Annotated in this window: 20 protein-coding genes; 16 read left to right on the top strand and 4 right to left on the bottom strand. The window is 52.8% G+C overall.

From position 1 onward, the window contains the following. The first annotated feature begins 54 nt into the window (after positions 1–54). Positions 55–2,211: a RelA/SpoT family protein gene (locus tag N909_RS0119015; RefSeq protein WP_029917721.1), complete on the top strand. Its 2,157-nt coding sequence runs from the start codon at positions 55–57 to the stop codon at positions 2,209–2,211. A 70-nt stretch (positions 2,212–2,281) separates the two neighbouring features. Further along, the gene (locus tag N909_RS0119020) at positions 2,282–2,671 is read left to right on the top strand and encodes a RidA family protein (protein ID WP_029917722.1); all 390 of its coding nucleotides are present in this window, start codon (positions 2,282–2,284) and stop codon (positions 2,669–2,671) included. 77 nt (positions 2,672–2,748) lie between these two features. Here the strand turns inward: N909_RS0119020 and rpmB are convergent, their stop codons facing one another. The 4 genes from rpmB to purM all read right to left on the bottom strand — a co-directional run bounded on the left by rpmB (position 2,749) and on the right by purM (position 5,205). Beyond that, entirely contained in the window at positions 2,749–2,940 is a 192-nt protein-coding gene (gene rpmB / locus N909_RS0119025) for a 50S ribosomal protein L28 (RefSeq protein ID WP_029917723.1), read from the bottom strand. Between the two features lie 68 nt (positions 2,941–3,008). Then, positions 3,009–3,473: a 2-thiouracil desulfurase family protein gene (locus N909_RS0119030; protein WP_029917724.1), complete on the bottom strand. Its 465-nt coding sequence runs from the start codon at positions 3,471–3,473 to the stop codon at positions 3,009–3,011. Positions 3,474–3,476: 3 nt separating this feature from the next. After that, positions 3,477–4,139, bottom strand: coding sequence for a phosphoribosylglycinamide formyltransferase (gene purN, locus N909_RS0119035; protein ID WP_029917725.1), 663 nt, complete (start codon positions 4,137–4,139; stop codon positions 3,477–3,479). Between the two features lie 22 nt (positions 4,140–4,161). Next, positions 4,162–5,205: a phosphoribosylformylglycinamidine cyclo-ligase gene (gene purM, locus N909_RS0119040; RefSeq protein WP_029917726.1), complete on the bottom strand. Its 1,044-nt coding sequence runs from the start codon at positions 5,203–5,205 to the stop codon at positions 4,162–4,164. 502 nt (positions 5,206–5,707) lie between these two features. On the opposite strand from purM, the gene rimI reads away from it, so the two are divergent. The 14 genes from rimI (at position 5,708) to N909_RS0119110 (ending at position 21,539) form a co-directional block, all read left to right on the top strand. Next, positions 5,708–6,190 carry a ribosomal protein S18-alanine N-acetyltransferase gene (rimI, locus tag N909_RS0119045; protein WP_162179141.1) on the top strand — a complete coding sequence of 161 codons (483 nt, stop codon included), beginning with the start codon at positions 5,708–5,710 and terminating at the stop codon, positions 6,188–6,190. Further along, the gene (locus N909_RS0119050; protein WP_029917728.1) at positions 6,191–7,045 is read left to right on the top strand and encodes a dihydroorotate dehydrogenase electron transfer subunit; all 855 of its coding nucleotides are present in this window, start codon (positions 6,191–6,193) and stop codon (positions 7,043–7,045) included. Continuing rightward, positions 7,032–7,973, top strand: coding sequence for a dihydroorotate dehydrogenase (locus N909_RS0119055; protein ID WP_029917729.1), 942 nt, complete (start codon positions 7,032–7,034; stop codon positions 7,971–7,973). Before N909_RS0119050 ends, N909_RS0119055 begins: the two co-directional genes overlap by 14 nt. 63 nt (positions 7,974–8,036) lie before the next feature. After that, positions 8,037–10,682, top strand: coding sequence for a CBS domain-containing protein (locus N909_RS0119060; RefSeq protein ID WP_029917730.1), 2,646 nt, complete (start codon positions 8,037–8,039; stop codon positions 10,680–10,682). 255 nt (positions 10,683–10,937) lie between these two features. Beyond that, complete coding sequence (locus N909_RS0119065) at positions 10,938–11,624, top strand: site-2 protease family protein (RefSeq protein WP_029917731.1); 687 nt, start codon at positions 10,938–10,940, stop codon at positions 11,622–11,624. Positions 11,625–11,628: 4 nt separating this feature from the next. After that, on the top strand, positions 11,629–12,399 hold the full coding sequence (locus N909_RS0119070) for a segregation and condensation protein A (protein WP_036684139.1): 771 nt from the start codon (positions 11,629–11,631) through the stop codon (positions 12,397–12,399). Continuing rightward, positions 12,392–12,949 (top strand): SMC-Scp complex subunit ScpB, encoded by a 558-nt coding sequence (gene scpB / locus N909_RS0119075; RefSeq protein WP_051689966.1) that lies wholly within the window; start codon positions 12,392–12,394, stop codon positions 12,947–12,949. Before N909_RS0119070 ends, scpB begins: the two co-directional genes overlap by 8 nt. A 5-nt stretch (positions 12,950–12,954) precedes the next feature. Next, a complete protein-coding gene (locus tag N909_RS0119080; RefSeq protein ID WP_029917734.1) occupies positions 12,955–13,668 on the top strand; it encodes a pseudouridine synthase in 714 nt (237 codons plus the stop codon). 179 nt (positions 13,669–13,847) lie between these two features. Further along, the gene (locus tag N909_RS0119085; RefSeq protein WP_029917735.1) at positions 13,848–15,968 is read left to right on the top strand and encodes a tetratricopeptide repeat protein; all 2,121 of its coding nucleotides are present in this window, start codon (positions 13,848–13,850) and stop codon (positions 15,966–15,968) included. A gap of 62 nt (positions 15,969–16,030) precedes the next feature. Continuing rightward, the gene (locus tag N909_RS0119090) at positions 16,031–16,927 is read left to right on the top strand and encodes an ExeA family protein (RefSeq protein WP_029917736.1); all 897 of its coding nucleotides are present in this window, start codon (positions 16,031–16,033) and stop codon (positions 16,925–16,927) included. An 85-nt stretch (positions 16,928–17,012) separates the two neighbouring features. Beyond that, positions 17,013–18,887 carry a DNA mismatch repair endonuclease MutL gene (gene mutL / locus N909_RS0119095; RefSeq protein ID WP_029917737.1) on the top strand — a complete coding sequence of 625 codons (1,875 nt, stop codon included), beginning with the start codon at positions 17,013–17,015 and terminating at the stop codon, positions 18,885–18,887. Positions 18,888–18,899: 12 nt separating this feature from the next. Further along, positions 18,900–19,823, top strand: coding sequence for a tRNA (adenosine(37)-N6)-dimethylallyltransferase MiaA (gene miaA, locus N909_RS0119100; protein ID WP_029917738.1), 924 nt, complete (start codon positions 18,900–18,902; stop codon positions 19,821–19,823). 10 nt (positions 19,824–19,833) lie between these two features. Then, positions 19,834–20,067: an RNA chaperone Hfq gene (hfq, locus tag N909_RS0119105; RefSeq protein ID WP_029917739.1), complete on the top strand. Its 234-nt coding sequence runs from the start codon at positions 19,834–19,836 to the stop codon at positions 20,065–20,067. A gap of 158 nt (positions 20,068–20,225) precedes the next feature. Beyond that, complete coding sequence (locus tag N909_RS0119110) at positions 20,226–21,539, top strand: DUF512 domain-containing protein (RefSeq protein WP_029917740.1); 1,314 nt, start codon at positions 20,226–20,228, stop codon at positions 21,537–21,539. Positions 21,540–21,542: the final 3 nt, after the last annotated feature.

The following is a 21,542-nucleotide window of genomic DNA, read 5'->3' on the forward strand; positions in this document are numbered from 1 at the left end:
ATATACTATTGTAGTCATTCAGAGCGTTGAGCCGGATACTTCCCGGTGATAGCTATGATAACTATTGAAGACATTACCGAACAGCTGAGGACGTATTATCCTCAGGTGGATTCAGACCTCTTGGCCCGCGCCGGGGAATTCTGTGCGCGGGCTCATCAGGGGCAGAAAACACCTGATGGGCGTGCTTATCTTCAGCACCCTTTCGAAGTTGCATCCATTCTCGCTCGCTTGAAGGTCGATGTGACAACCATCGTTGTCGGGCTCCTTCATGACTCCCTTGGCACAGGTCAAATCAGCAAAGAAGAACTCTCTGCCGAATTCGGCGAAGAAGTTGTCTCCCTGATTGAAATCGGCAATAAAATCAGCAGCATTCCATATCGGCAAAGTAATCAGCAGCAGGTTGAGAGCTTCCGTAAGATGTTTATTGCCATGGCGCGGGATCTGCGGGTGGTGCTGGTCTATCTGGCGGATCGGCTCAGTGATATGCGGACGATCCTGTTTCGGGATGAACAAGCACAACTCGATTATTCGCGGGAAACCCTGGAAATTTATGCCCCCTTGGCCAATCGGCTGGGGATAAGCTGGTTGAAAGGGGAATTGGAAGATCTTGCGTTGCGGGTCCTTGAGCCTGAGATCTATGCTGACCTCAAACGCAGGATTTCTGCCCACAAAAAAGAGCGTAGCGGCTATGTTACGGAGGTCAAGCAAAAGATCTGTGACCTGCTGGCTGAAAACGGTTTGGCTGGCGAGGTCTCCGGACGTTCCAAGCATTTTTATTCTGTCTATCGGAAAATGGAGCGCACCGGGGTTGATCTTGATCAAATCTACGACTTGATCGCCTTCCGCGTTCTGGTTTCGAGCGTACGGGAATGCTACGAGGTCCTCGGGCTGATCCATTCGGCCTGGAAACCGATTGCCGGTCGGTTTAAAGACTACATCGCCATGCCCAAGTCCAATATGTACCAATCCTTGCATACGACGGTCATTGGTCCGTTTGGCGAACGGATGGAAGTGCAGATCCGGACCCATGAAATGCACCGGATTGCAGAAGAAGGGGTCGCTGCCCACTGGAAATACAAAGAAGGGGGTGTGGTTCCGGTCACCGGGCGGGATGATCATCGTTTTAACTGGCTGCGTCAGGTTTTGGAATGGCAGCGAGACGTCAGCTCCGGTTGGGACGGCAGTGGTCCGGCATCGATAAACCTGTTTCCTGAAGAGGTCTATGTGTTCACCCCGAACGGGGATGTCAAGGAGCTGCCGGCCGGGTCCTCGCCCATAGATTTTGCCTTTGCCGTACATACCGACGTGGGCAGGCGTTGTGTTGGCGCCCGCATCAACGGCAAACTGTGCCCGTTAAAAACAGAGTTGAAAAATGGCGATATCATAGAGGTTCTGACCTCCGCCAACCAGACTCCAAGCAAAGACTGGCTGTCCATTGCCAAAACCTCCAAGGCGCGCAATAAAATCCGCCAATGGATTAAGGAAGAACAACGCGAAAAAAGTATCGAAATGGGCAGGGACTTGCTCGAAAAGGAGCTGCGTAAGCATCAATATAGTTTGAAACGAGCCATGGCGCTGAAATCATTTGATGACACTGTGCGGGGGCTGGGTTTTAAGCTGTCTGTCGACCTGTTTGCGGCCGTTGGTTACGGCAAGCTCTCCGCCGGCCAGGTGTTGTCTCATGTTTTGCCGAAGGAAGAGCTGAAAAGTACTACAACCAAGCCCGGCCCGTTCGGGAAGGTGCTGGAAAAATTCAGCCGCCGGAAATCACAGAGCGCAATTCTGATCGGCGGTGTTGACAACGTGATGGTACGTTTTGCAAATTGCTGCAACCCGCTCCCCGGAGAACCGGTTGCCGGTTTTATCACCCGGGGCCGCGGTTTGACGGTTCACACCAAAGATTGTCCCCAGGTTCTGGCCAGTGATCCGGAAAGACGTATCGATGTCGAATGGGATATGCAGAAAAAAACTTCCCGGCCGGTTAAAATCAAGATTGTCTGTGCCGATCAAAAAGGCATGCTGGTAGGGATTTCCAGTGCCATTAGCGAAGCTGACGCCAATATTGTGAATGCCACAGTACACACCCGTGGTGATCATAAAGGTATGAACCTGTTTGAGATTGATGTTGAGAACCTGGAGCATTTGAACCGGGTCATTCGGGAGATCAAAAAAGTCAAGGGCGTGCAGCGGGTCGAACGGGTGCGCAACTGATGACTGATGGTTGATGGCGCAGCAAGTAGGTCGATGCTGCCCGCAAAAGAAGAGATACGAAGGAGTTCTTATGAATTTGATGAAAGTGCAGACTGATGAAGCGCCGGCGGCCATCGGGCCTTATTCTCAGGCGATCAGGGTTGGCGAATTCCTGTTTTGTTCCGGTCAGATTCCCCTGGATCCGATCAGCGGCGAAATCGTCCCGGGCGGAATCAAGGAACAGACCACCCAAGTCATGAACAACCTGGAAGGGGTATTGGCTGCTGCCGGGACCGGATTTCAGGCTGTTGTGAAAACGACTATTTTTATGGTCGATCTGGCTGATTTTGCGTTGGTTAATGAAGTCTATGGACGCTTTTTCAACGATCCGGCTCCAGCCAGGGCAACAGTTCAGGTCGCCGCATTGCCGAAAGGGGCCTTGGTTGAGATCGAGTTGGTAGCCTATCTGGACGGCCACTGAACGGGGTAGTAAAAAAATAAAGGGGCTGCTTGGAAAAGCAGTCCCTTTACCTGATAACTATCGATGGTCTGAAAATCTCAGACGATTTTTTGCACTTTCCCAGAACGAATACAACGGGTACAGGCCTTGATGGTCCGGATTGATCCATTGTGCTGGGCGCGAACTTTTTGGAGGTTCGGGCTCCAGACAGTCCGGGTTTTATTGTGGGCATGGCTGACATTATTTCCGGTAACGGGCTTTTTCCCGCAGATCTCACATTGTTTTGACATCTCTTCAATCCTCCTGAAAGTTTCGAACGCGCATTACTAGCATATTTTTTTTTGTGATGCAAATTTTTTCAGAAATTTTCTTCATCAAAATCTTCATCACTGCAAATAACCACATTGTGCTGTTTCAATAGGGCTGCGGTCACTCCTTGACCATCAACCTTTTCCTGGCCCAGATAGACCTGATGCGAGCCACAAGAAGGGCTGCGCTCCTTGAGGATGGCCCGGTTGGCCCTGACCAGTTGGGCGATTGTCAGGCATTGCCTGGCGCCGTCCAGAAAAAAACTGCTGACATCCTCACCATTTTCATTCTCGAGTCGGCCGGTTCCGGATAGCAGCGTGGCTCCGTCCCCGTTGGCAAACCAGCAGCGCGGCCGAGGGGTCGGCAGGCCAGCCAACTGTTCCGGGCAGACGGGAATCGCAATCGCCTGATTCCGGCGCAGATAGGCAAGCACCTTTTCGTTTGCTGCAGCTTTTCCGTCATAGCGGGTCGTTAACCCCAACAGGCAAGCACTGACCAAGATTGTTTCTGCCATCGGTCACTCTGCCATTTCCAGGGCCGGGCTGATTTGTGCACCGCTTGCTGGAACAATCCCCCGAACCTTGACCCTGCGCTCCTCGATACTGATTCGCCCTTCAGCAAACCACTGGATCGCCTGTGGATAGATTTTATGTTCCTGCTCAAGAATTCTGGCCGCCAGGGAGTCTTCCGTATCAGCTTCCAGAATCGGTACTGCGGCCTGGATGATGATGGGCCCGGTATCTACGCCGCCATCGACAAAATGTACCGTACAGCCGGAAAAACGTGCCCCGTAATCAAGCGCTTTACGATGGACGTGCAGCCCCGGAAAAGCCGGCAGCAAAGCCGGATGAATATTGATAATGCGGTCCGGGAAGGCTGCCAGAAAAATATCGGAAATAATCCGCATAAATCCGGCCAGAACAATAAGTTCCGCACCTGCGGCCTGTAATTCCGCAACGACGGCCCGGTCGAACTCGCTCCGCGAAGCGAACTGCCGATGATCGATGCACATCTGTCTGATGCCGGCCTGTTTCGCTCTGGTCAAGGCTCCCGCATCAGGATTATTGCTGATGACCAGAACGATTTCAGCGTCCAGTCCGCCTGCGACGGAACGGTCAATAATGGCTTGCAGGTTCGAGCCACTCCCGGAGGCAAGCACGGCGATACGAAGTTTAGGCATGTCGGCTTCCTTTTTTGGAGCGTCAGATAAGTTCGACAACCGGTTCTTCGGCAGGGACAATTTCGCCGATGACCTGGGCCTGATCGCCGAGACCGGCCAAGCGGCCGATGATATCTTCGCAATCCTTACCTGGAACCACCAGAATCATGCCGATGCCGTAGTTGAACGTCCGGTACATTTCATGCTCTGGAATATTGCCCCCTTCACGAAGCATCTCAAAAATGGCCGGTTTGCTCCAGCTGTCTTTCTCAATGACTGCTTTGCAATGTTTGGGAAGGATGCGGGGAATGTTTTCCAGTAAGCCACCGCCGGTTATATGGGCAATTCCTTTGATATTGAAATCGCGCAACAGATTCAGAATGCTTTTGACGTAAATCCTGGTCGGTTCCAGTAGGATGTCCCCGAGGGGTTTGTCCAGGCCTGCCGGGGTTGCCGTCAGGTCCAACTTGAGGGTTTCGAGGAAGATTTTACGGGCCAGGGAAAAGCCATTCGAATGCAGGCCGCTGGAGGCAATGCCAATAATCTGGTCGCCTTTGGTAATGGTCGATCCGTCGATGATTTTGTCGTTGTCGACAACACCGACCGAAAAGCCGGCCAGATCATATTCTTCGCCGGCGTACATGCCTGGCATTTCTGCAGTTTCGCCGCCAAGCAGGGCACAATTGGCTTGTTTGCAGCCTTCGGCGATGCCTTTCAGGATCTCAACCGCTTTTTCCGGTTCAAGCTTTGCCGTGGCCAGATAGTCCAGAAAAAATAAGGGTTCTGCCCCTTGCACGATGATATCGTTGACACACATGGCCACCAGGTCGATGCCGACGGTGTCATGTTTCTCCAGCAAAAAAGCCAGTTTGAGTTTGGTCCCGACTCCATCGGTAGCGGCAACCAGGACTGGCCGTTGGTATTTATTGCTGTTCAGCGAGAACAGGCCGCCGAACCCGCCGATGTCGGTCAATACTTCCGGGCGGGAGGTTTTTTTGACCAGCGGTTTGATCAGGTTGACGAAATGGTTGCCGGCGGCAATGTCGACCCCCGCATCCTTGTAAGTTATCGGATTTTTACTACTCACTTCTGACTCTCCTTGCCAAATAAAAATAGCCCGACATTAGATCATTGCCAGCCGCCCTTTGTCAATGCAAGATGATTAATCCATGCATCCAGTTCATCCCTTAACTGGGCAGGCAATTTACCTGAGCTGGGCAATGCTCGGTGTTATCCTTGAAGTAATCGTTTATATTGCGGGCCATTTGTTGCGGTCAATGGCTTGAATTCGATCATTGTTTGCGGGTTGTTGAAAACGATCCTCCCGGGTTTTTTAAGTAAGGGCGAAGGATTGGTTTTTTTGGACCCAACAAAAGTGATGACTTTACAATCTGTCAACGGCTTTTAGCTCCCGCCAAGGTTCCGCTGGCTGGTGACCCACAACCTGTCAGGGGCCGCTTGAGCGGGTTCGCCACATTGCCGTGCAGGGTTTCATTCGGTGTATCTCTATGCTGTTATTTATGATATTTTCCTGCAAGATTTCCAGCATCGTTCATTAACTGTATTATATAGCACGAAAACAAATAAAGTTGCGCAATCCATTACAGGAAAAAAACATACTCATTCGGGAGGCGACCACTGCTGATCTTGACGCTATCGTAGCTATCGAGCAAGATTGTTACGCTCAGCCCTGGACCGAGCAGATGCTGTATCAGGAGCTTCTCAATCCTGTTGCAACCTTTCTCTGTCTCGCGATCTGTGGTCGTATTTGTGCATATTTATGTTATTGGTTGGTTGCGGGTGAAGTGCAGATTCTCAATCTTGCGACCGCTACTGCCTGGCAGCGCCGCGGATTTGCCGGTCGCCTGTTGAGCGCGGCTTTCAAACGGTGTGCCGCGTCCGCGACAACCGCCTGGCTGGAAGTGAGGGCCGGCAATCAGCCGGCAATCAATCTCTATCAAGGTTGCGGATTCGCTTCTGCCGGGGTACGGCGCGGGTATTATCGTGACGGCGAGGATGCCGTCATCATGGTAAAAGAATTGTCGGTCCAAGAAAAAAATCTGGAGAAATGAATGAAAAACCATAAAACAATTATCCTCTCCAATCAGGAGATATCGCCGGGGTACTACCGGATGCGGATTCTGGCGCCGGATTATACCAAATTGGCCAGACCGGGGCAGTTTGTCATGTTTCGGGTTCAGCGTTCGCTGCCGCCGCTGCTGCGGCGCCCGTTCGGCATTTTCAGGACCGGATTCATGCCTGCTGACTGTGAAGCGATGCCGCCGAAAGAATTTATCGAGATTATTTACAAGGTCGTCGGCGGTGGAACCGAAATCATGCAGGGTTTGCATCAGGGAGATGCCGTTGAACTGCTGGGACCCCTGGGTAAAGGGTTTGATCCCGGACCGCCGGAAGAAGAAAAGATACTGGTCGGTGGCGGTATCGGCCTGGTCCCTCTTTATATGCTCGCCGAGGAACTGGTTGCCAAGTCCAAAGTCCGCTTATTGATGGGCGGGCGAACCCGGGATGACATCATTACTGTCACTGAGTTTGAACGGCTCGGCGTTGAAACCTATGTTTCCACTGAAGACGGCAGTCTTGGTGAGCGTGGCCTGGTGACTCAGGTTCTGGAAAGTAAATTGGCCGGGGCGGGCAAGAATTCGGTGTTTGCCTGTGGTCCGATGCCCATGATCAAGGCGGTGCAGAAAATTTGTCAGCAATATGAAACCTCACTGCAGGTTTCACTGGAGGCCCTTATGGCCTGCGGGGTCGGAGCTTGTTTGGGGTGCGTCGTCAAAGGAGCCGGACACAGCGAAGAGACCCCCAGTTATTTGTGTACCTGCAAAACCGGGCCGGTTTTCAAATCTGCTCAGCTTGACTGGAGCGAGGACGCTGAAGTTGAGGAGGGTCACCATGATCAAGCGTAAAGAGCGGCTTGAGCGGCCGAACCTGGCGGTTGATGTTGCCGGAATCCGGTTGAAGAACCCGATCATGCCTGCGTCCGGGACTTTCGGGTATGGCGAGGAATATGCTCCCTATCTCGATTTGAACGAACTGGGGGCGATCGTGACCAAAGGGCTGTCTCTGCAGCCCAAGGCCGGCAACAAGACTCCCCGTATCTGTGAGACGGTCAGCGGCATGCTTAACGCCATCGGTTTGCAGAATGTCGGTGTCGATGTCTTTATCAAACATAAAATGCCCTTCCTGGAGCAATTCAATACGCCGGTGATCGTCAATTTCTTCGGCAACACCCAGGAAGAATACGGCGAAGTGGCTGCCCGTCTTGATGATCTGCCGGGTGTGGCCGGGTTGGAAATGAATATTTCCTGTCCCAATGTCAAACACGGCGGAATCGTCTTCGGGACCGAAGCGCAGGCCGCTTATGATGTTATTTCGGTGGTACGGAAACGGACCAGCAAGCCGCTGATTGTAAAGCTGACGCCGAACGTGACGGATATCCGGGTTACGGCCAAAGCCGCCGAAGATGCCGGCGCCGATGCCTTGAGCCTGATCAATACCCTGACCGGCATGGCTGTGGATGTCAAAAAACGCCGGCCGGCCCTGGCCAATACGATCGGTGGGCTCTCCGGGCCAGCTATCCGGCCGATTGCAGTGCGGTTGGTTCATCAGGTGGTGCAGGCCGTCGACCTGCCGGTCATCGGGGTTGGGGGGGTTTCCCGGGCGGTCGATGCCCTGGAGTTTTTGATTGTTGGTGCCACGGCGGTGCAGGTCGGGACCGCGAATTTTGTGGATCCGAATGTGATGGCGACCATCATCCGGGACCTTGAGGATTTTTGTCTGCAGGAAGGGGTTGAGGATATCAATGAACTTATCGGGACATTACAGGTCGAATAGGAGTCATTTGCCGGGCAACACGGTCACTGTCAGCCTTCTGCTGCGGGTTTTTTAAGCGAACTCATGGACGTTATAGCGACTCATGTCAATGCTGATTTTGATTGCCTCGGTTCCATGATTGCCGCCAAAAGACTCTATCCTGATGCGGTGCTGGTGTTTCCCGGTGGGCAGGAGCAGGGGCTGCGCAATTTTTTGCTGCAGAGTACACTCTATGCCTACAATATTAAGCGGAGCAAGGATATCGACCTGGCGGAGGTGACCCGGCTGATTTTGGTTGACGTCCGCAGTACGACTCGGATCGGCCTGTTTGCAGATATCGTTGATAGACCCGGTCTTGACATTCACATCTACGATCACCATCCGGTTGACAAACACGCTCTGCGCGGTTCACTGGAAGAGATTCATGATGTCGGCGCCACGACCACTATCCTCACCCGCATATTTAAAGAACGCGGGATCGTCCCCGATTCTGATGAAGCAACCATGATGATGCTCGGTATTTTTGAGGATACCGGGCATCTATTGTTTTCCGGAACCACGCCGGCCGATTTTGAGGCGGCCGCTTTTCTGCTTGAGCACGGTGCAAATCTGAACACTGTCGCTGATTTCCTGGTCCGGGAAATGACCCCGGAACAGGTCGCGTTACTGAACGAACTCTTGAATTCCTGTCGAACGGTGATTGTCAACGGTGTTGAAATTGCGATTTCTCATGCCTCAGTCGATTATTATGTCGGCGATATTTCCAGCCTGGTTCATAAACTGAAAGATATTGAAAACCTGGATGTGCTGATCGTGGCGGTGCGCATGGAAGACAGGATCTTTACGGTCGGCCGGTCGCGTTTGCCCGAAGTGCACGTCGGCGAGGTTTTTCAGGAGCTTGGCGGTGGTGGCCATGCTTTTGCCGCTTCGGCGACGGTACGGGATATGCCGCTGGCGCAGCTGTTGGATCACCTGCAGGCGTTATTGCAAAAGCATGTCCAGCCATCCGGAACTGCCGGGGAGCTGATGTCGAGCCCGGTCAAGACCTTGCCGGAAGTTGCCAGTATCGACAAGGCCCGGCAGTTGATGGCGCGCTTTAATTTTAATGCTGTGCCGATTGTTGATGACCGGCACCATGTTGTCGGCATTATCACCAGGCAGATTGTTGAAAAAGCGGCTCATCACAAATTGGCCAGAATGACTGTTGGCGATGTCATGAACAGCGACTTTAAAGCCGTCAGTTCTTCAGCCTCTCTGGCCGAATTGCAGCAGGGGATCATTGAGCACAATCAGCGCTGTGTCCCGGTGGTGGATGGCGAAATGTTGGTCGGTGTGGTGACTCGAACGGATCTGTTGCGCCATATGTTGGGGGACCAGCAGGAGCGACTGGAGGGTCCGACCGGAATCCTGACTCAGCGCAGCCTGCAGTTGAAACGGAAAAACCTGAAACGCCTTCTTGAGGCACAGCTGCCGAATTATATTAAGAACATCCTTCACCAGCTCGGAGAGGTTGCCGATCGGCAGCAGGTTAAGGTGTTTTTGGTCGGCGGCTGTGTGCGGGATCTGCTGCTGCGGCAGGAAAATCTGGATATCGATGTCGTTGTCGAGGGCAACGGGATCGGTTTTGCCCGCCAGTTTGCCGCAACGGTCGGCTGTCGGATCCGGGAACATGAAAAATTCGGCACCGCAGTGGTGATTTTTCCGGACGGATTCAAGGTTGATATCGCTTCGGCCCGGCTTGAATACTATGACAGCCCTGCGGCTCTCCCTCATGTGGAGCATGCCTCCATCAGGCAGGATCTGTATCGCCGTGATTTCACCATCAATACCTTGACGATCGCTTTGAATCGCGAAAATTTCGGGCAAATGCTCGATTTTTTCGGTGGCCAGCGCGACCTGAAAGATAAGGCGATCCGGGTTCTGCATAACCTGAGCTTTGTTGAAGATCCCACCCGACTCTTCCGCGCGGTTCGTTTTGAGCAGCGCCTTGGCTTTCGGATTGGCCGGCAGACCGAACGACTGATGAGGAGCGCGGTACGCATGAACCTGGTGAAGAGGGTCGGTGGCGCCAGGATTCTCAATGAGCTTGAACAGATTCTCAGCGAAGCGCATATCCTCCCGGCCCTTGAGCGGCTGGAACAATTTGAGCTGCTGAAATTTATCGACCGTCGCCTTAAAATAGATGTGCCCAGCAGAAAGTTGCTGATTGCCGCGGGGCGGGCGGCAAACTGGTTCGATTTGCTCTATACCGGTGAATCCTATCGGCGTTGGCTGCTCTATCTCCTCTGTCTGTTCGGCCAGCAATCGGAAAAAACGGTCAGCGGAATCATCCGTTGGCTGAACGTTCATCCGCGCGATCAGGACCTCTTTCTTGAAAAAAGATCGCGCAGCTTGGTGTTGTTGAAAAAATTGAAGTTTTGGAAGGCGAAGCAGGCCCCTCCAACGAATAGCGATATCTTTCACTGGTTCGAAGGCCTGCCGCTGGAGTTGATACTTTTTTTAATGGCTTCAGCTGAGGATGACGTTCTGCAAAAATGGATTTCCCTGTATGTGACCCGGTTGCGTAATGTCAAAATTGCGTTGACCGGCCAGGATCTGATTAATCTTGGGCTGCAGCCGGGACCCTATTTTCAGGATATTTTCAGGGTGGTGCTGGACGCTCGCCTGAATATGGATGTCACCAGTAAACAGGAAGAGATCGAGCTGGCCTTGAAAAACTTTCCGCCCTAGTGGGCTGTTGAAAAGTCCATCCCTGGATTTTTTCAAGCGAGGTGTGGATAAGGCGATTTTTCCCATATCAATACGTTAGAGCGTCACTATTGATTTTGATCGCTCTTCCATGGGCCCAACATGCTGATTCTCAACAGCTTGCTCGTGCCGAGCGGCCTGTTTTGTTGACCGATCGAGTTATCTCGATTAGACTGAGGCACCGGCTTGTAAATCGTTAACAAGCGCTAAGGCTTGGGAGTGCGAAGCGAAACATATATGGAAAGTGTCATCTCCAAGATTGCAATCATGCTGGTCCCTGCGTTGCTGGCAGTCATGCTGCATGAAATTTCCCATGGCTACATCGCCGAACGTTTCGGCGACCCGACCGCACGGCTGCTAGGCCGTCTGACCCTGAATCCGTTCAAGCACATCGACCCCATCGGCACCATTGCGCTTTTTATTTTCGGTTTTGGTTGGGCTCGTCCGGTGCCGGTCAACCCGGGCAATTTCCGCCATCCAAAGCGGGACATGATCTGGGTCGCGGTCGCTGGACCGGTGACCAATCTTCTTCTGGCCATCGCGTCAGCGATTTTCTTGCGTGGCTTGGGATATATTGATCAGAGTTTTATCGGCGCTGCGGATACGTATATCAAGTTTTCAACTCCGGTGAAAATGATGCTGGGTTTCAGCCTCTATATCAACACCTTGCTTGGTGTTTTCAATCTCATCCCTGTGCCGCCGCTTGATGGCGGACGGATTCTGACCGGGGTACTGCCGGAGCGGCAGGCGGCTCTTATCGGCCGGCTTGAGCCCTTCGGCTTTGTATTGATCCTGCTGCTGGTGTTTTTCACCGATCTCTGGCGTGTGATTCTGGCGCCGATTATCAACACGTTGGTGGTGTTGATGGCGGGCAGCCAGGTTGAAGTGGTTCGGCAGGCAATGCACTTCCTGTTCGGACATTGAAAATATGCCGATCCAGATTCTGCTTGAAAACTTTTCCGGTCCCCTTGACCTTCTTTTGCACCTGATCAAAACCAATGAAATGGATATCTACGATATCCGGATTATGGAAATTACCGAGCAGTATCTATCGATTATCGAACAGATGAAGCAGCTTGATCTGGATGTCGCCGGAGAGTTCCTGCTGATGGCGGCCACCCTGATGCATATCAAATCTCGTATGCTGCTGCCGTCGAGTGAAGAGATTGAAGAAGAAGAGGGAGAAGATCCGCGCGCCGAACTGGTTCGGCGACTGCTTGAATACCAGCGCTACAAGGAGGCGGCCCGGTTATTTGAAAATATGCCGCAGTTGCAGCGTGATTATTTCACCGGTCTGGTCAGGGCTGCCGATTATCTGGAACTGGAAGATGCTGCCGATGAAGAAATCACGGTCGGAATCTATCAGTTGGCCGAAGCCTTTCATCGGATCCTCAGTCATCGGCCGAAAGAGGTCTTTCATGAAGTCGTCCGCGAATCGCTCTCCGTTGCGCAATATATCAGGCGACTTTCTGCCCGATTGGCGGAAAAAAAACGCATGGCTTTCCATGAGTGTTTTTCCCCCCGGGCTTCCCGGATTGAACTCGTTGTGACTTTTTTGGCCATGTTGGAACTGGTTAAAATGAGAATGATCAATATCGAACAGGTGAAAGAATTCAGTGAAATCTGGCTGACCCTGGTGGTCGCTCCCGAACAGCTTGATCAGCTTTCGGCAGTTGAGGATGCTCTTGGTTATGAATAATCTCAAGCAGCTGGTTGAAGCATTTATCTTTGCTGCCGACGGACCACTCAGCCTGGATCGTCTGTGCGCACTGCTTGAGCAACCCCGGGCAGTGGTCAGGCCTGTGGTTGAGGAACTGATGCAGGAGTATCAGCTTAGCGCACGCGGGTTCCGGATTTTTGAAATTGCCGGTGGCTACCAGTTCCGCACCCTTCCTGATTTTGCTCCTTACCTGCGCAGAATGGCCAAGGAGAGATCGGTTAAATTTTCCCAGGCGGCCCTGGAAACTCTCGCCATCATTGCCTATCGGCAACCGGTCACCCGGGCGGAAATTGAGTATCTGCGCGGGGTTGATTCCGGCGGGATTGTCAAGTCGCTGCTGGAAAGAAATCTGTTGCGCATTCTCGGTAAGAAGGATGTTCCCGGCCGCCCCCTTTTATATGGTACCAGTCGGCAGTTCCTTGAATTTTTCGGGCTGCGTGATCTGAACGACCTGCCGACTCTTAAAGAATTTGCTGCTTTGGACCCGGAACTTGTCGAGGCCGAGCCGCTAGCTCCGGAAGGAACCTGATGCCAATGGCAGAAAGAATACAGAAACTCATTTCCCAGGCGGGACTTGCTTCCCGGCGACAAGCTGAGCGCTGGATTGAAGAGGGGAAAGTCCTGCTCAATGGCCGTAAAGCCGGACTTGGTGACCGGGCGGATTTAACCGTGGATAAGGTTGAGGTCGCCGGGCGTGCACTGCAGGCTGCAGAGAAGAAGATCACCGTGCTGCTGAATAAGCCACGTGGCTATATCTCAACCCTGAAGGATCCCGGGGAAAGGCGCCTGGTGACTGAATTGGTTGCGGATATTCCAGCGCGCTTATTTCCGATCGGGCGCTTGGATTACAATACCGAAGGGTTGCTGCTGCTGTCGAACGACGGCGACCTGGCCCTGCGCTTGACCCACCCTCGCCATCATGTGAAAAAAACTTATCTGGTCAAAGGGCGGGGCCGTCTGACTAGCGATATGATCGGGCAGTTGGAACAGGGAGTTATGATTGATCAGTACAAGACCGCTCCGGCTCAGGTCGCAAAAGTGAGGAACTCGGCGACAACCTGCTGGTTTGAATTGACCATCAGTGAAGGGAAAAATCGTCAGGTCAGGCGGATGTGCGATGCTATCGGAATCTCGGTGGTCAGGCTGAAAAGAATTGGCTTGGGCGGGTTGGATCTGGGCGGGTTGGAAACCGGCCGATATCGGCTCCTGAGTGCCGCTGAGGTGGCAAGATTGAAAAAAATTAACTAAGTTTATATTCATTATTATACTTTGTCTTAAGATTGTGCTATGCTCGGCCTTGTTAAGGTTTGAATTCAGTGTTAATGCGGGGCAAGGTAAGTGTATTGTTCCGCTTGACTTTTAAAGGTTCATTGTCTAGCGTGAAATAAAGGTCGAGTTGTTGAAACTGTAAATATCGGAGCATTTTTTTGGCAACGAACAAAGAAAAACTCATCGAGTCGGCACAAAAAAATCTGAAGAAAAAGCAGATTGTTAAGGCGATTAAGGACTACGCCAAGATCGTCGAGCTGGACCCGGCAGATGTTCGTTCCCGGCAGAAACTGGCAGAATTGTTCGTGCGTACCAACAAGCCGGCGGAAGCCTTCGAACATTATGAGGCGGTCGCGAAATATTTCTCCAGTAACGGTTTTTATCTGAAAGCCATTGCCATCTATAAGCAGATGCAACGGCTGGATCCAAGCCAGGTTTCAATCATCAATCGGCTCGCTGAATTAAATGAAAAGCAGGGCCTGGTCGGAGACGCCATGGCTGAATATCGCAGCCTGGTCGACTATTACGCCCGCAACGGTATGGTCGCGGATGAGATCAAGACCCTGGAGAAAATGCGTGACCTTGATCAGAATAATCTTAACGTCCGAGTCAAGCTGGCTGAGGTTTATGCCACCAATGAGCGTAAGGATGACGGCTTTGAAGAGCTGGAATCGGTTCTGGATATCCTGAAAAACAAGAACGATTTTGATAAAGCCCTGAAGCTCTACAAGATGTTCCTGCCCCTTTACCCCAACAATAAAAAACTGCAGATGGGGCTGGCCCTTACTTTTTATGAAAAACGGGATTTCGGCCGGGGGGTTATCATCCTGGAAACCCTGCTGAAGGAAAAGCCGTCCGATCCGGATCTGTTACGTCTTATCGCCAGCGGCTATGCTGATCAGCAAAATTGGCCCAAGGCTCTCGAAATCTATCAAAAGCTGCTTGATCTGGATCCTAGTGACCTGGATATCTGTGAGGCCATCATCAAGGGTGAGATCGGTTCCCAGCAGTATGTTCACGCCTTGTCACAGCTGGAAGAGTGGAAGGATGCATTCTTAAAGGCGGAACGGCTTGATCGGTTGAAAGAATACTATGAGCTGCTCAAAGACAAGCTCGGCGACAACCGGATCGTTCTGCAGACCCTTGACTCCATTTATGAGCTGACCGGCGACGGTGACAAACTGCTCGATATCATGTCCGAAGTTCAAATCGAGACGGACGATGATGTGGTTGAGGAAGAGACCCTGTCTGATACCCTGCTCGGTTCGGCCCAGGAAGACATTTCCATCGACGATCTTGACCTTGATCCCGGCGAAGACGCTGAGCCGATCAGTCTGGATGTGGTTGAGGACGAAAATATCGATCTGGAGCTGGAGTCGCTGGAAGATGTTTTCGGCAATGAGGAAGAGGTTGCCGTTTCGGGCTCTGAGGCCGAAGCGGTGATTGAATTGAATGACGGGGCGGATTTTGATTTTGATTTTGCTGCCGATTCAGATGATGATCTGTTTGGCGCCGCTGAACCCGCTTCGATAAGTCCGGCTCCGGCACAACATAATCTGCGGGCCGATCTTGAAGAGGCGGAGTTTTATCTGCAGCAAGGGTTGTTCAACGAGGCCGAGAAGCAGTGCCGAGATATCCTTGCCTACGCTCCGGATAATGAGGAGTGTCGGCAGAAACTGGCTGATATAGAAAAACAGCGCAATGTTGCTGCGCCGACAGCATCGGCCGCTGATTTTGCCGACGGCTTCGGGGATTTTGATTTTGATACTGTTTTTCCCGCCGACACCGTCGCCAGCCCGGAGCAGAAAAAAGTGTTCCGGACCGATGTCGATGAGCAGATCGCTGCCGACGACATGGAGTCTCATTATAATCTCGGCATTGCCTATCGTGAGATGGGCTTGCTTGACGATGCTATCAGCGAGTTCGAAAAGGCCGAGAAAGAGCCGTCCCGCTATGTTGATTGCCAGACGCTCAAAGGGCTCAGCTATTCCGACAAAGAAGATTATGGCAACGCTGAGATCATGTTTCAGCAGGCTCTTGATTCGCCCTACCTTGAAGAGATTCAGCGGCTTAATCTCGGTTACGAACTCGGATTGCTGTACGAGCGTGCCGGTCGCGCCAACGATGCCCTGATCAGTTTTCAGGATGTGTTGTCTCAGGATTCCAATTACCGGGATGTCAGGGATCGGGTCAAGACGCTGAAAGCATCCCTGGGGTTGGTTGATGAGATCGCAGATAACTCGCTGGATGAGCGTAAGGAGAGGATCTCCTTCCTTTGATAAAATTCCAATCTATCTTTTGAGGCTGACCAGCTGCCAGGACTCATTGCGAGGGTATTTGCATGGGGTATACAGATTATTTTCAGTTCGAGCGTGAACCCTTTTCCAACGCACCAAACGACAAATTTTATTACGACAGTGAGCAGCATAAACAAGCGCTGATGCGTTTGAAATACTCGGTTGATTCGGACAAAGGGTTGGCTGTCTTGGTGGGCGGTGTTGGCACCGGTAAGACAACTTTGGCACGTCGCATGCTGGACAGCCTGCCGATCGGGAAATACGAATCTTCCTTGCTGGTGATGATTCATTCAGGGATTACCCCGGAATGGATTCTGTCGCGGATTTGCATGCAGCTTGGGGTCAAACAGCCTGATGGCAGTCCATTGAGAATGCTTAAACAGCTTTACGAAAGGCTGCTGCAGATTGAACAGGAAGGGCGTAAAGCCGTCGTTCTGATCGATGAAGCGCAGATGCTCCAGACGCGTGAATTGATGGAAGAGTTTCGGGGCCTGCTGAATCTGGAAATTCCCGGTAAAAAACTGCTGAATATCGTTTTTTTCGGACTGCCTGCTTTGAACAATATCATGAAGCTTGACGAACCCCTGGCTCAGCGCGTCGCCTTCAAATACACCCTCAGACCATTGACGCCTGAAGATGCCCAAAAATACATCAACTATCGTCTGCAAGTTGCCGGGGCTGAAAAATCGCCTTTTCACCCTGATTGTTTGCCGCTGATCCATCAGCTGTCCGGAGGGGTTCCCAGGCTGATTAATACCATTTGTGACAATGCTTTGTTTGAAACCTACCTGCGCCGTGATCAGGGGATTACCCCGGCGATCATCAGTAATGTCGCTGAAGACCTCGGCCTGATCGAAATGGATCTGACCAAGCCTTACAATGAGCATAACGATGACGATGATGACCTGGAAATTATTTTTGATGAGCTTCAGGATAAATAAATTCCGGAAAACAGACTGATTCTCAGCGGCCGGATTTCGATCCGGCCGCTTTGTTTTTCCCTTCAAATAAGCCATAATAGCAACCATGGAACCAACAATTCATATTCTTCCTGAAGAGCTATGCAACAAAATTGCCGCAGGCGAGGTCGTCGAGCGACCGTCTTCCGTGGTCAAGGAATTGCTGGAAAACGCCCTTGATGCAGGTGCGAGCGACATCCTCGTTGAGCTTGAAGCCGGAGGGAAAAGGCTGATTCGGGTAACCGATAACGGGTCCGGCATGAATCGCCAAGACGCCTTTCTGGCCTTTGAGCGTCATGCGACCAGTAAAATCAGAACGGATGAGGACCTGTTTGCCCTCAACACCCTGGGGTTTCGCGGTGAGGCGCTGGCTTCCATTGCTTCTGTCTCCCGGTTGCGGCTGAAAACCTGCGCTAACAGCGAAGGGCTTGGCCAGCAGATTTACGCCGAAGGGGGGAGAATCAAAAACGCCGAGGAGACCGGCTTGCCACAGGGAACCGTGGTTGAAGTGCGGAATCTTTTTTTTAATCTACCGGCGCGTAAAAAATTCCTGCGCAAGGAACAGACCGAACTCGGTCACGCTGCGGATGTCGTCACCAAACAGGCCCTGGCTCATCCCGAAGTCAGCTTCCGGTTGCGGCATAATGATCGGATCTTGCTGGATTTAAGGCGGGAAAAGGGCGTTCGGGAGCGCGTGGCCGCTTTGTTGGGACGTTCTTTACTGAAAGATCTGCTGAATGTGGAGAGTCAGTCCGGCTCGGATCTGCGCCTGTTCGGACTTATTTCCGCGCCGCAGCTGAACCGTTCCGCAGCGACTCATATCTATACCTTCATCAACGGCAGGTATATCCGCGATCGGGTTGTGCAGCATGCGGTCATGGAAGGTTACCGGCACCTGCTCATGAAGGGCCGTTACCCGGTTGCCGTCATTTTTCTGGAGATTGATCCGGCGCAAGTCGATGTCAATGTCCACCCGACCAAGCATGAGGTCCGCTTCCGGGAGCAGTCCCTGGTTCATGACTTTATCGCAACCAGTCTGCAGCAGACGTTGAAACCTGCCGACTGGCTGACTGGTTCCGCTGACTCCGTGGATCAGCGGGTTGCCGCGGACCAACCGGCCATGCTTGCTCCCGATTCGACAACTGCGGGTGAAGTCTCCGGCCCCGTGGTTACCGAAAGGTCTGTCGTGTTGAAAGAGGCTCCGGCCGATTATCATTCGACCCTGACTGGAGCAGAGCCCGTCTCAAGGAGCGTCGGCCTCTCATCCATGCCGTTTCCTGAACCCTTGGCCAATGGCGAGGGGAGGGAGGACAACAGTGAACCCGTGCAGTCCTTGCTTCCGGGCGCGTCCAGTGACGGATACTTTAGTCGCCTGCAGATCCTTGGCCAGTTTCATCAGAGTTATATCTTATGCCAGGATGGCGACGACCTGATCTTGATCGATCAGCACGCCGCCCATGAACGGGTTGGGTTCGAAAAGCTTCGCCACTCTTATGCGGCCGGAAATATTCCCAGCCAAACCCTCTTGTTTCCCGAGATCCTGGAGCTTGATTTCAACAGCGCCACCGTCCTGACGGAACAGACCGGAGAATTGGCCGCTTTGGGTTTTGAGATCGAGCCTTTTGGCGGTAAATCTTTTGCGCTGAAGGCGGTCCCGCAATTGCTGGGCAATAAGTCCGCTGCCCGACTGGTGGTTGATGTCGCTCTTGAACTGGAGCGGGTGGGCAGGACAGGACAGCTCCGCGATTCTATCGACGAGGTCCTGATCATGATGGCCTGTCACAGCGTGATCAGGGCCAACCAGGCTTTGTCCACTTTGGAAATCAAGGCGCTATTCAAGGAGCTTGACCTGATTGATTTCAAGGCCAACTGCCCTCATGGCCGCCCGGTTATGCAGCGGTTGACCCTGGCGGAAGTCGAACGGTTGTTCCGGCGTCATTAACGATTGAGACCGATGAAGAGCAGACCCAAAGTATTGACTATCTGCGGCCCGACCGGTTCCGGTAAAACCGCGCTGGCCTTGACTCTGGCGCAGAAGTATCCCCTGGAAATCATTTCCGCCGACTCCCGCCAGGTTTATCGGCGGATGGATATTGGCACCGCCAAGGCCACCGTGGCAGAACAGCGCCAGGCGCCTCATCATATGATTGATCTGATCGACCCGGATCAGGATTTCTCGGTGGCCGACTTTGTCGACCGGGCCCGGCCGTTGATCGAGGCGATTGCTCAGCGCGGACATGTTCCCTGTGTGGTCGGTGGGACCGGGTTGTATATCAAGGCGCTGCTCGGTGGGCTGGCTGCCCTCCCTGAGGGCTGCCAGGAGCTGCGTAACGAATTGCATGCACGGGAACAGCTCGAGGGGGCAGGAACCCTGTATCGGGAATTGCAGGAGATCGATCCTCCGGCGGCTGCGGAGATTCATCCGCACAATCTGGTGCGCATTGTGCGGGCTCTGGAGGTTTTCCGACTCAGCGGCCGACGGATGTCTGCATTAAAGGAAGAACATCGCTTTGCCGATCGACACTACCCCTCATTTCAGTTGGCCTGCAGCTTCCCGCGCGAGGAACTCTATGCGCGGATTGACCGCCGCGCGCAAGAGATGCTTGATGCCGGTCTGGTGGCCGAGGTCGAGGCGCTGGCGGCCGATTATTCCTTTGCTCTGAAAGCGCTGCAGACCCTGGGCTATCGAGAGGTGGTTCGCTACCTGAAAAAAGAAATTACCGCGAACGAGATGCTGGAAGATATCCGCAAATACACCCGGCAATATGCAAAGCGGCAATTAACCTGGTTTCGTGCTCAACCAGAAATAATTTGGGTTGATTCCACAAAGGAGTCTGGTAAAGTGATACAATCTATTGATAATTTTATACTTCGTTAAAGGAGCGGACATGCCTAAGTCACCATTCAATATTCAGGATCAGTATCTGAATCAGGCTCGTAAAGAGCGCGTCAAAGTATCCATTGTCATGATGTCCGGGGAGACGTTTCAGGGGTACATCAAATCTTTTGACAGTTTTTGTATCCTGGCAGAAAGTGACGGGGATATTTTGATATATAAACATGCGGTGAGCACCATCACCTCTACAGACGGGACCTTCCGATTGCACGGCGGGCGCGATTAACAGATTTATTTAAATCACCATTTACAGGGGGCGTTACGGTTTCAGTGGCGCCCCCTGTTTCTTTTGCACCTGGCCGGGGCTTGCCCAGAGCCGCCGACGAGGTGCTATAATGATCGGTCGGAAGGTCTTTTTCGGCCTGACCGGACCAAGGAATTGCGATGCTCAAAATAGAATCAGTCGAACCAGGAAGTTACGCTGCGGAACTTGGCCTTGCCGCCGGTGACAGTCTTATTGCCATCAACGGCAAACAAATTGATGATCTGCTCGATTATCACTTGACCGTTTCCGCGGAAAAGCTTGTCATCGAGGTCACTCATGATGACGAACTCTGGGAACTGGAGCTGCTGAAGGAGAGGGAAGAGGATCTCGGCCTTGAGGTTGAGCATCCCTACCCCCGGCAATGCGGCAATCAATGTCTGTTCTGTTTCGTCCATCAGCTTCCCAGAGGGATGAGGAAAACACTCTACATCAAAGATGAGGATTATCGTTTTTCCTACCTCTATGGGTCTTATATCACTCTGACAAATGTGCAGGAAGCCGACCTGCAGAGGATTATTAGCGAGCAATTATCACCGCTGTATATTTCGGTTCATGCGACGGAACACGCGTTGCGACAGACCCTGCTGGGAACCGAGATCCCGGACCTCATGCCGCTGATCGAGCGGCTGACCGCGGCCGGCATCGTGCTGCATTGTCAGGTGGTGCTGTGCCCCGGTTACAACGATGGGCGCGCACTGGAAACCACCATCACGGAACTGGCCGGGTTTTATCCGGCGGTGGCTTCGCTGGCGGTGGTTCCGGTCGGACTGACCCGCCATCGGCAGAAACTTCCTCAGCTCCAGCCGGTCACCGAGCGCGAGGCGACAGCATGCCTGGAACTTATTGACGGGTTGCAGGACAGGTTTCGCGGGGAGTTGGGCAGCCGCTTTGTCTTTGCCGCAGATGAGCTCTATCTTAAAGCCGAGCGGGAGATCCCGGCGTTGGATGCCTATGAAGATTGTGCGCAGTTGGAGAACGGTGTCGGCCTGATTGCCCGCTTCCGCCAGCAGGGAGAAGAAGTCCTGCTGGAAGCCGAGCCGCTTGACCTGGGCACGGTGACCCTGGTGACCGGTACTTCGTTTGCCGAAGAGCTGCAGTCTTTCGCTGACCGGCTGGCCTTGCGGACAGGTGTGAAAATGCATGTTCTCGGGGTTGAAAATAACTTTTTCGGAACCGCTGTGAGCGTGACCGGCCTGGTCACCGGAACAGATCTTCTGGACCAACTGCAACAGATCGGGACTACGGATGCCGTTGTTATCCCGGACGTCATGCTCAGACAGGGCGAAGAGCTGTTTCTGGACGATGTCCTGGTCGAAACCATCCAACAGCGCTGCAATTGTCCGGTGGTGGTTATCGAAAGCTCCCCCTGGGGATTGCTGGAGGGGCTTGAGTCCCTGGCGGAAGGGCCGGAAATTATCCATTGCCAAGAATAGAAG

It is taken from the genome of Pelobacter seleniigenes DSM 18267, assembly GCF_000711225.1.
GTDB classification, from domain to species: Bacteria; Desulfobacterota; Desulfuromonadia; order Desulfuromonadales; family Geopsychrobacteraceae; genus Seleniibacterium; species Seleniibacterium seleniigenes.

Bases quoted from the DNA above. Each gene is read 5' to 3' on its own strand.
- N909_RS0119015 (WP_029917721.1), top strand. From the start codon at position 55: ATGATAACTATTGAAGACATTACCGAACAGCTGAGGACGTATTATCCT.
- N909_RS0119020 (WP_029917722.1), top strand. From the start codon at position 2,282: ATGAATTTGATGAAAGTGCAGACTGATGAAGCGCCGGCGGCCATCGGG.
- rpmB (WP_029917723.1), bottom strand. From the start codon at position 2,940: ATGTCAAAACAATGTGAGATCTGCGGGAAAAAGCCCGTTACCGGAAAT.
- N909_RS0119030 (WP_029917724.1), bottom strand. From the start codon at position 3,473: ATGGCAGAAACAATCTTGGTCAGTGCTTGCCTGTTGGGGTTAACGACC.
- purN (WP_029917725.1), bottom strand. From the start codon at position 4,139: ATGCCTAAACTTCGTATCGCCGTGCTTGCCTCCGGGAGTGGCTCGAAC.
- N909_RS0119050 (WP_029917728.1), top strand. From the start codon at position 6,191: ATGAAAAACCATAAAACAATTATCCTCTCCAATCAGGAGATATCGCCG.
- N909_RS0119055 (WP_029917729.1), top strand. From the start codon at position 7,032: ATGATCAAGCGTAAAGAGCGGCTTGAGCGGCCGAACCTGGCGGTTGAT.
- N909_RS0119060 (WP_029917730.1), top strand. From the start codon at position 8,037: ATGGACGTTATAGCGACTCATGTCAATGCTGATTTTGATTGCCTCGGT.
- N909_RS0119065 (WP_029917731.1), top strand. From the start codon at position 10,938: ATGGAAAGTGTCATCTCCAAGATTGCAATCATGCTGGTCCCTGCGTTG.
- N909_RS0119070 (WP_036684139.1), top strand. From the start codon at position 11,629: ATGCCGATCCAGATTCTGCTTGAAAACTTTTCCGGTCCCCTTGACCTT.
- scpB (WP_051689966.1), top strand. From the start codon at position 12,392: ATGAATAATCTCAAGCAGCTGGTTGAAGCATTTATCTTTGCTGCCGAC.
- N909_RS0119080 (WP_029917734.1), top strand. From the start codon at position 12,955: ATGGCAGAAAGAATACAGAAACTCATTTCCCAGGCGGGACTTGCTTCC.
- N909_RS0119090 (WP_029917736.1), top strand. From the start codon at position 16,031: ATGGGGTATACAGATTATTTTCAGTTCGAGCGTGAACCCTTTTCCAAC.
- mutL (WP_029917737.1), top strand. From the start codon at position 17,013: ATGGAACCAACAATTCATATTCTTCCTGAAGAGCTATGCAACAAAATT.
- miaA (WP_029917738.1), top strand. From the start codon at position 18,900: ATGAAGAGCAGACCCAAAGTATTGACTATCTGCGGCCCGACCGGTTCC.
- hfq (WP_029917739.1), top strand. From the start codon at position 19,834: ATGCCTAAGTCACCATTCAATATTCAGGATCAGTATCTGAATCAGGCT.
- N909_RS0119110 (WP_029917740.1), top strand. From the start codon at position 20,226: ATGCTCAAAATAGAATCAGTCGAACCAGGAAGTTACGCTGCGGAACTT.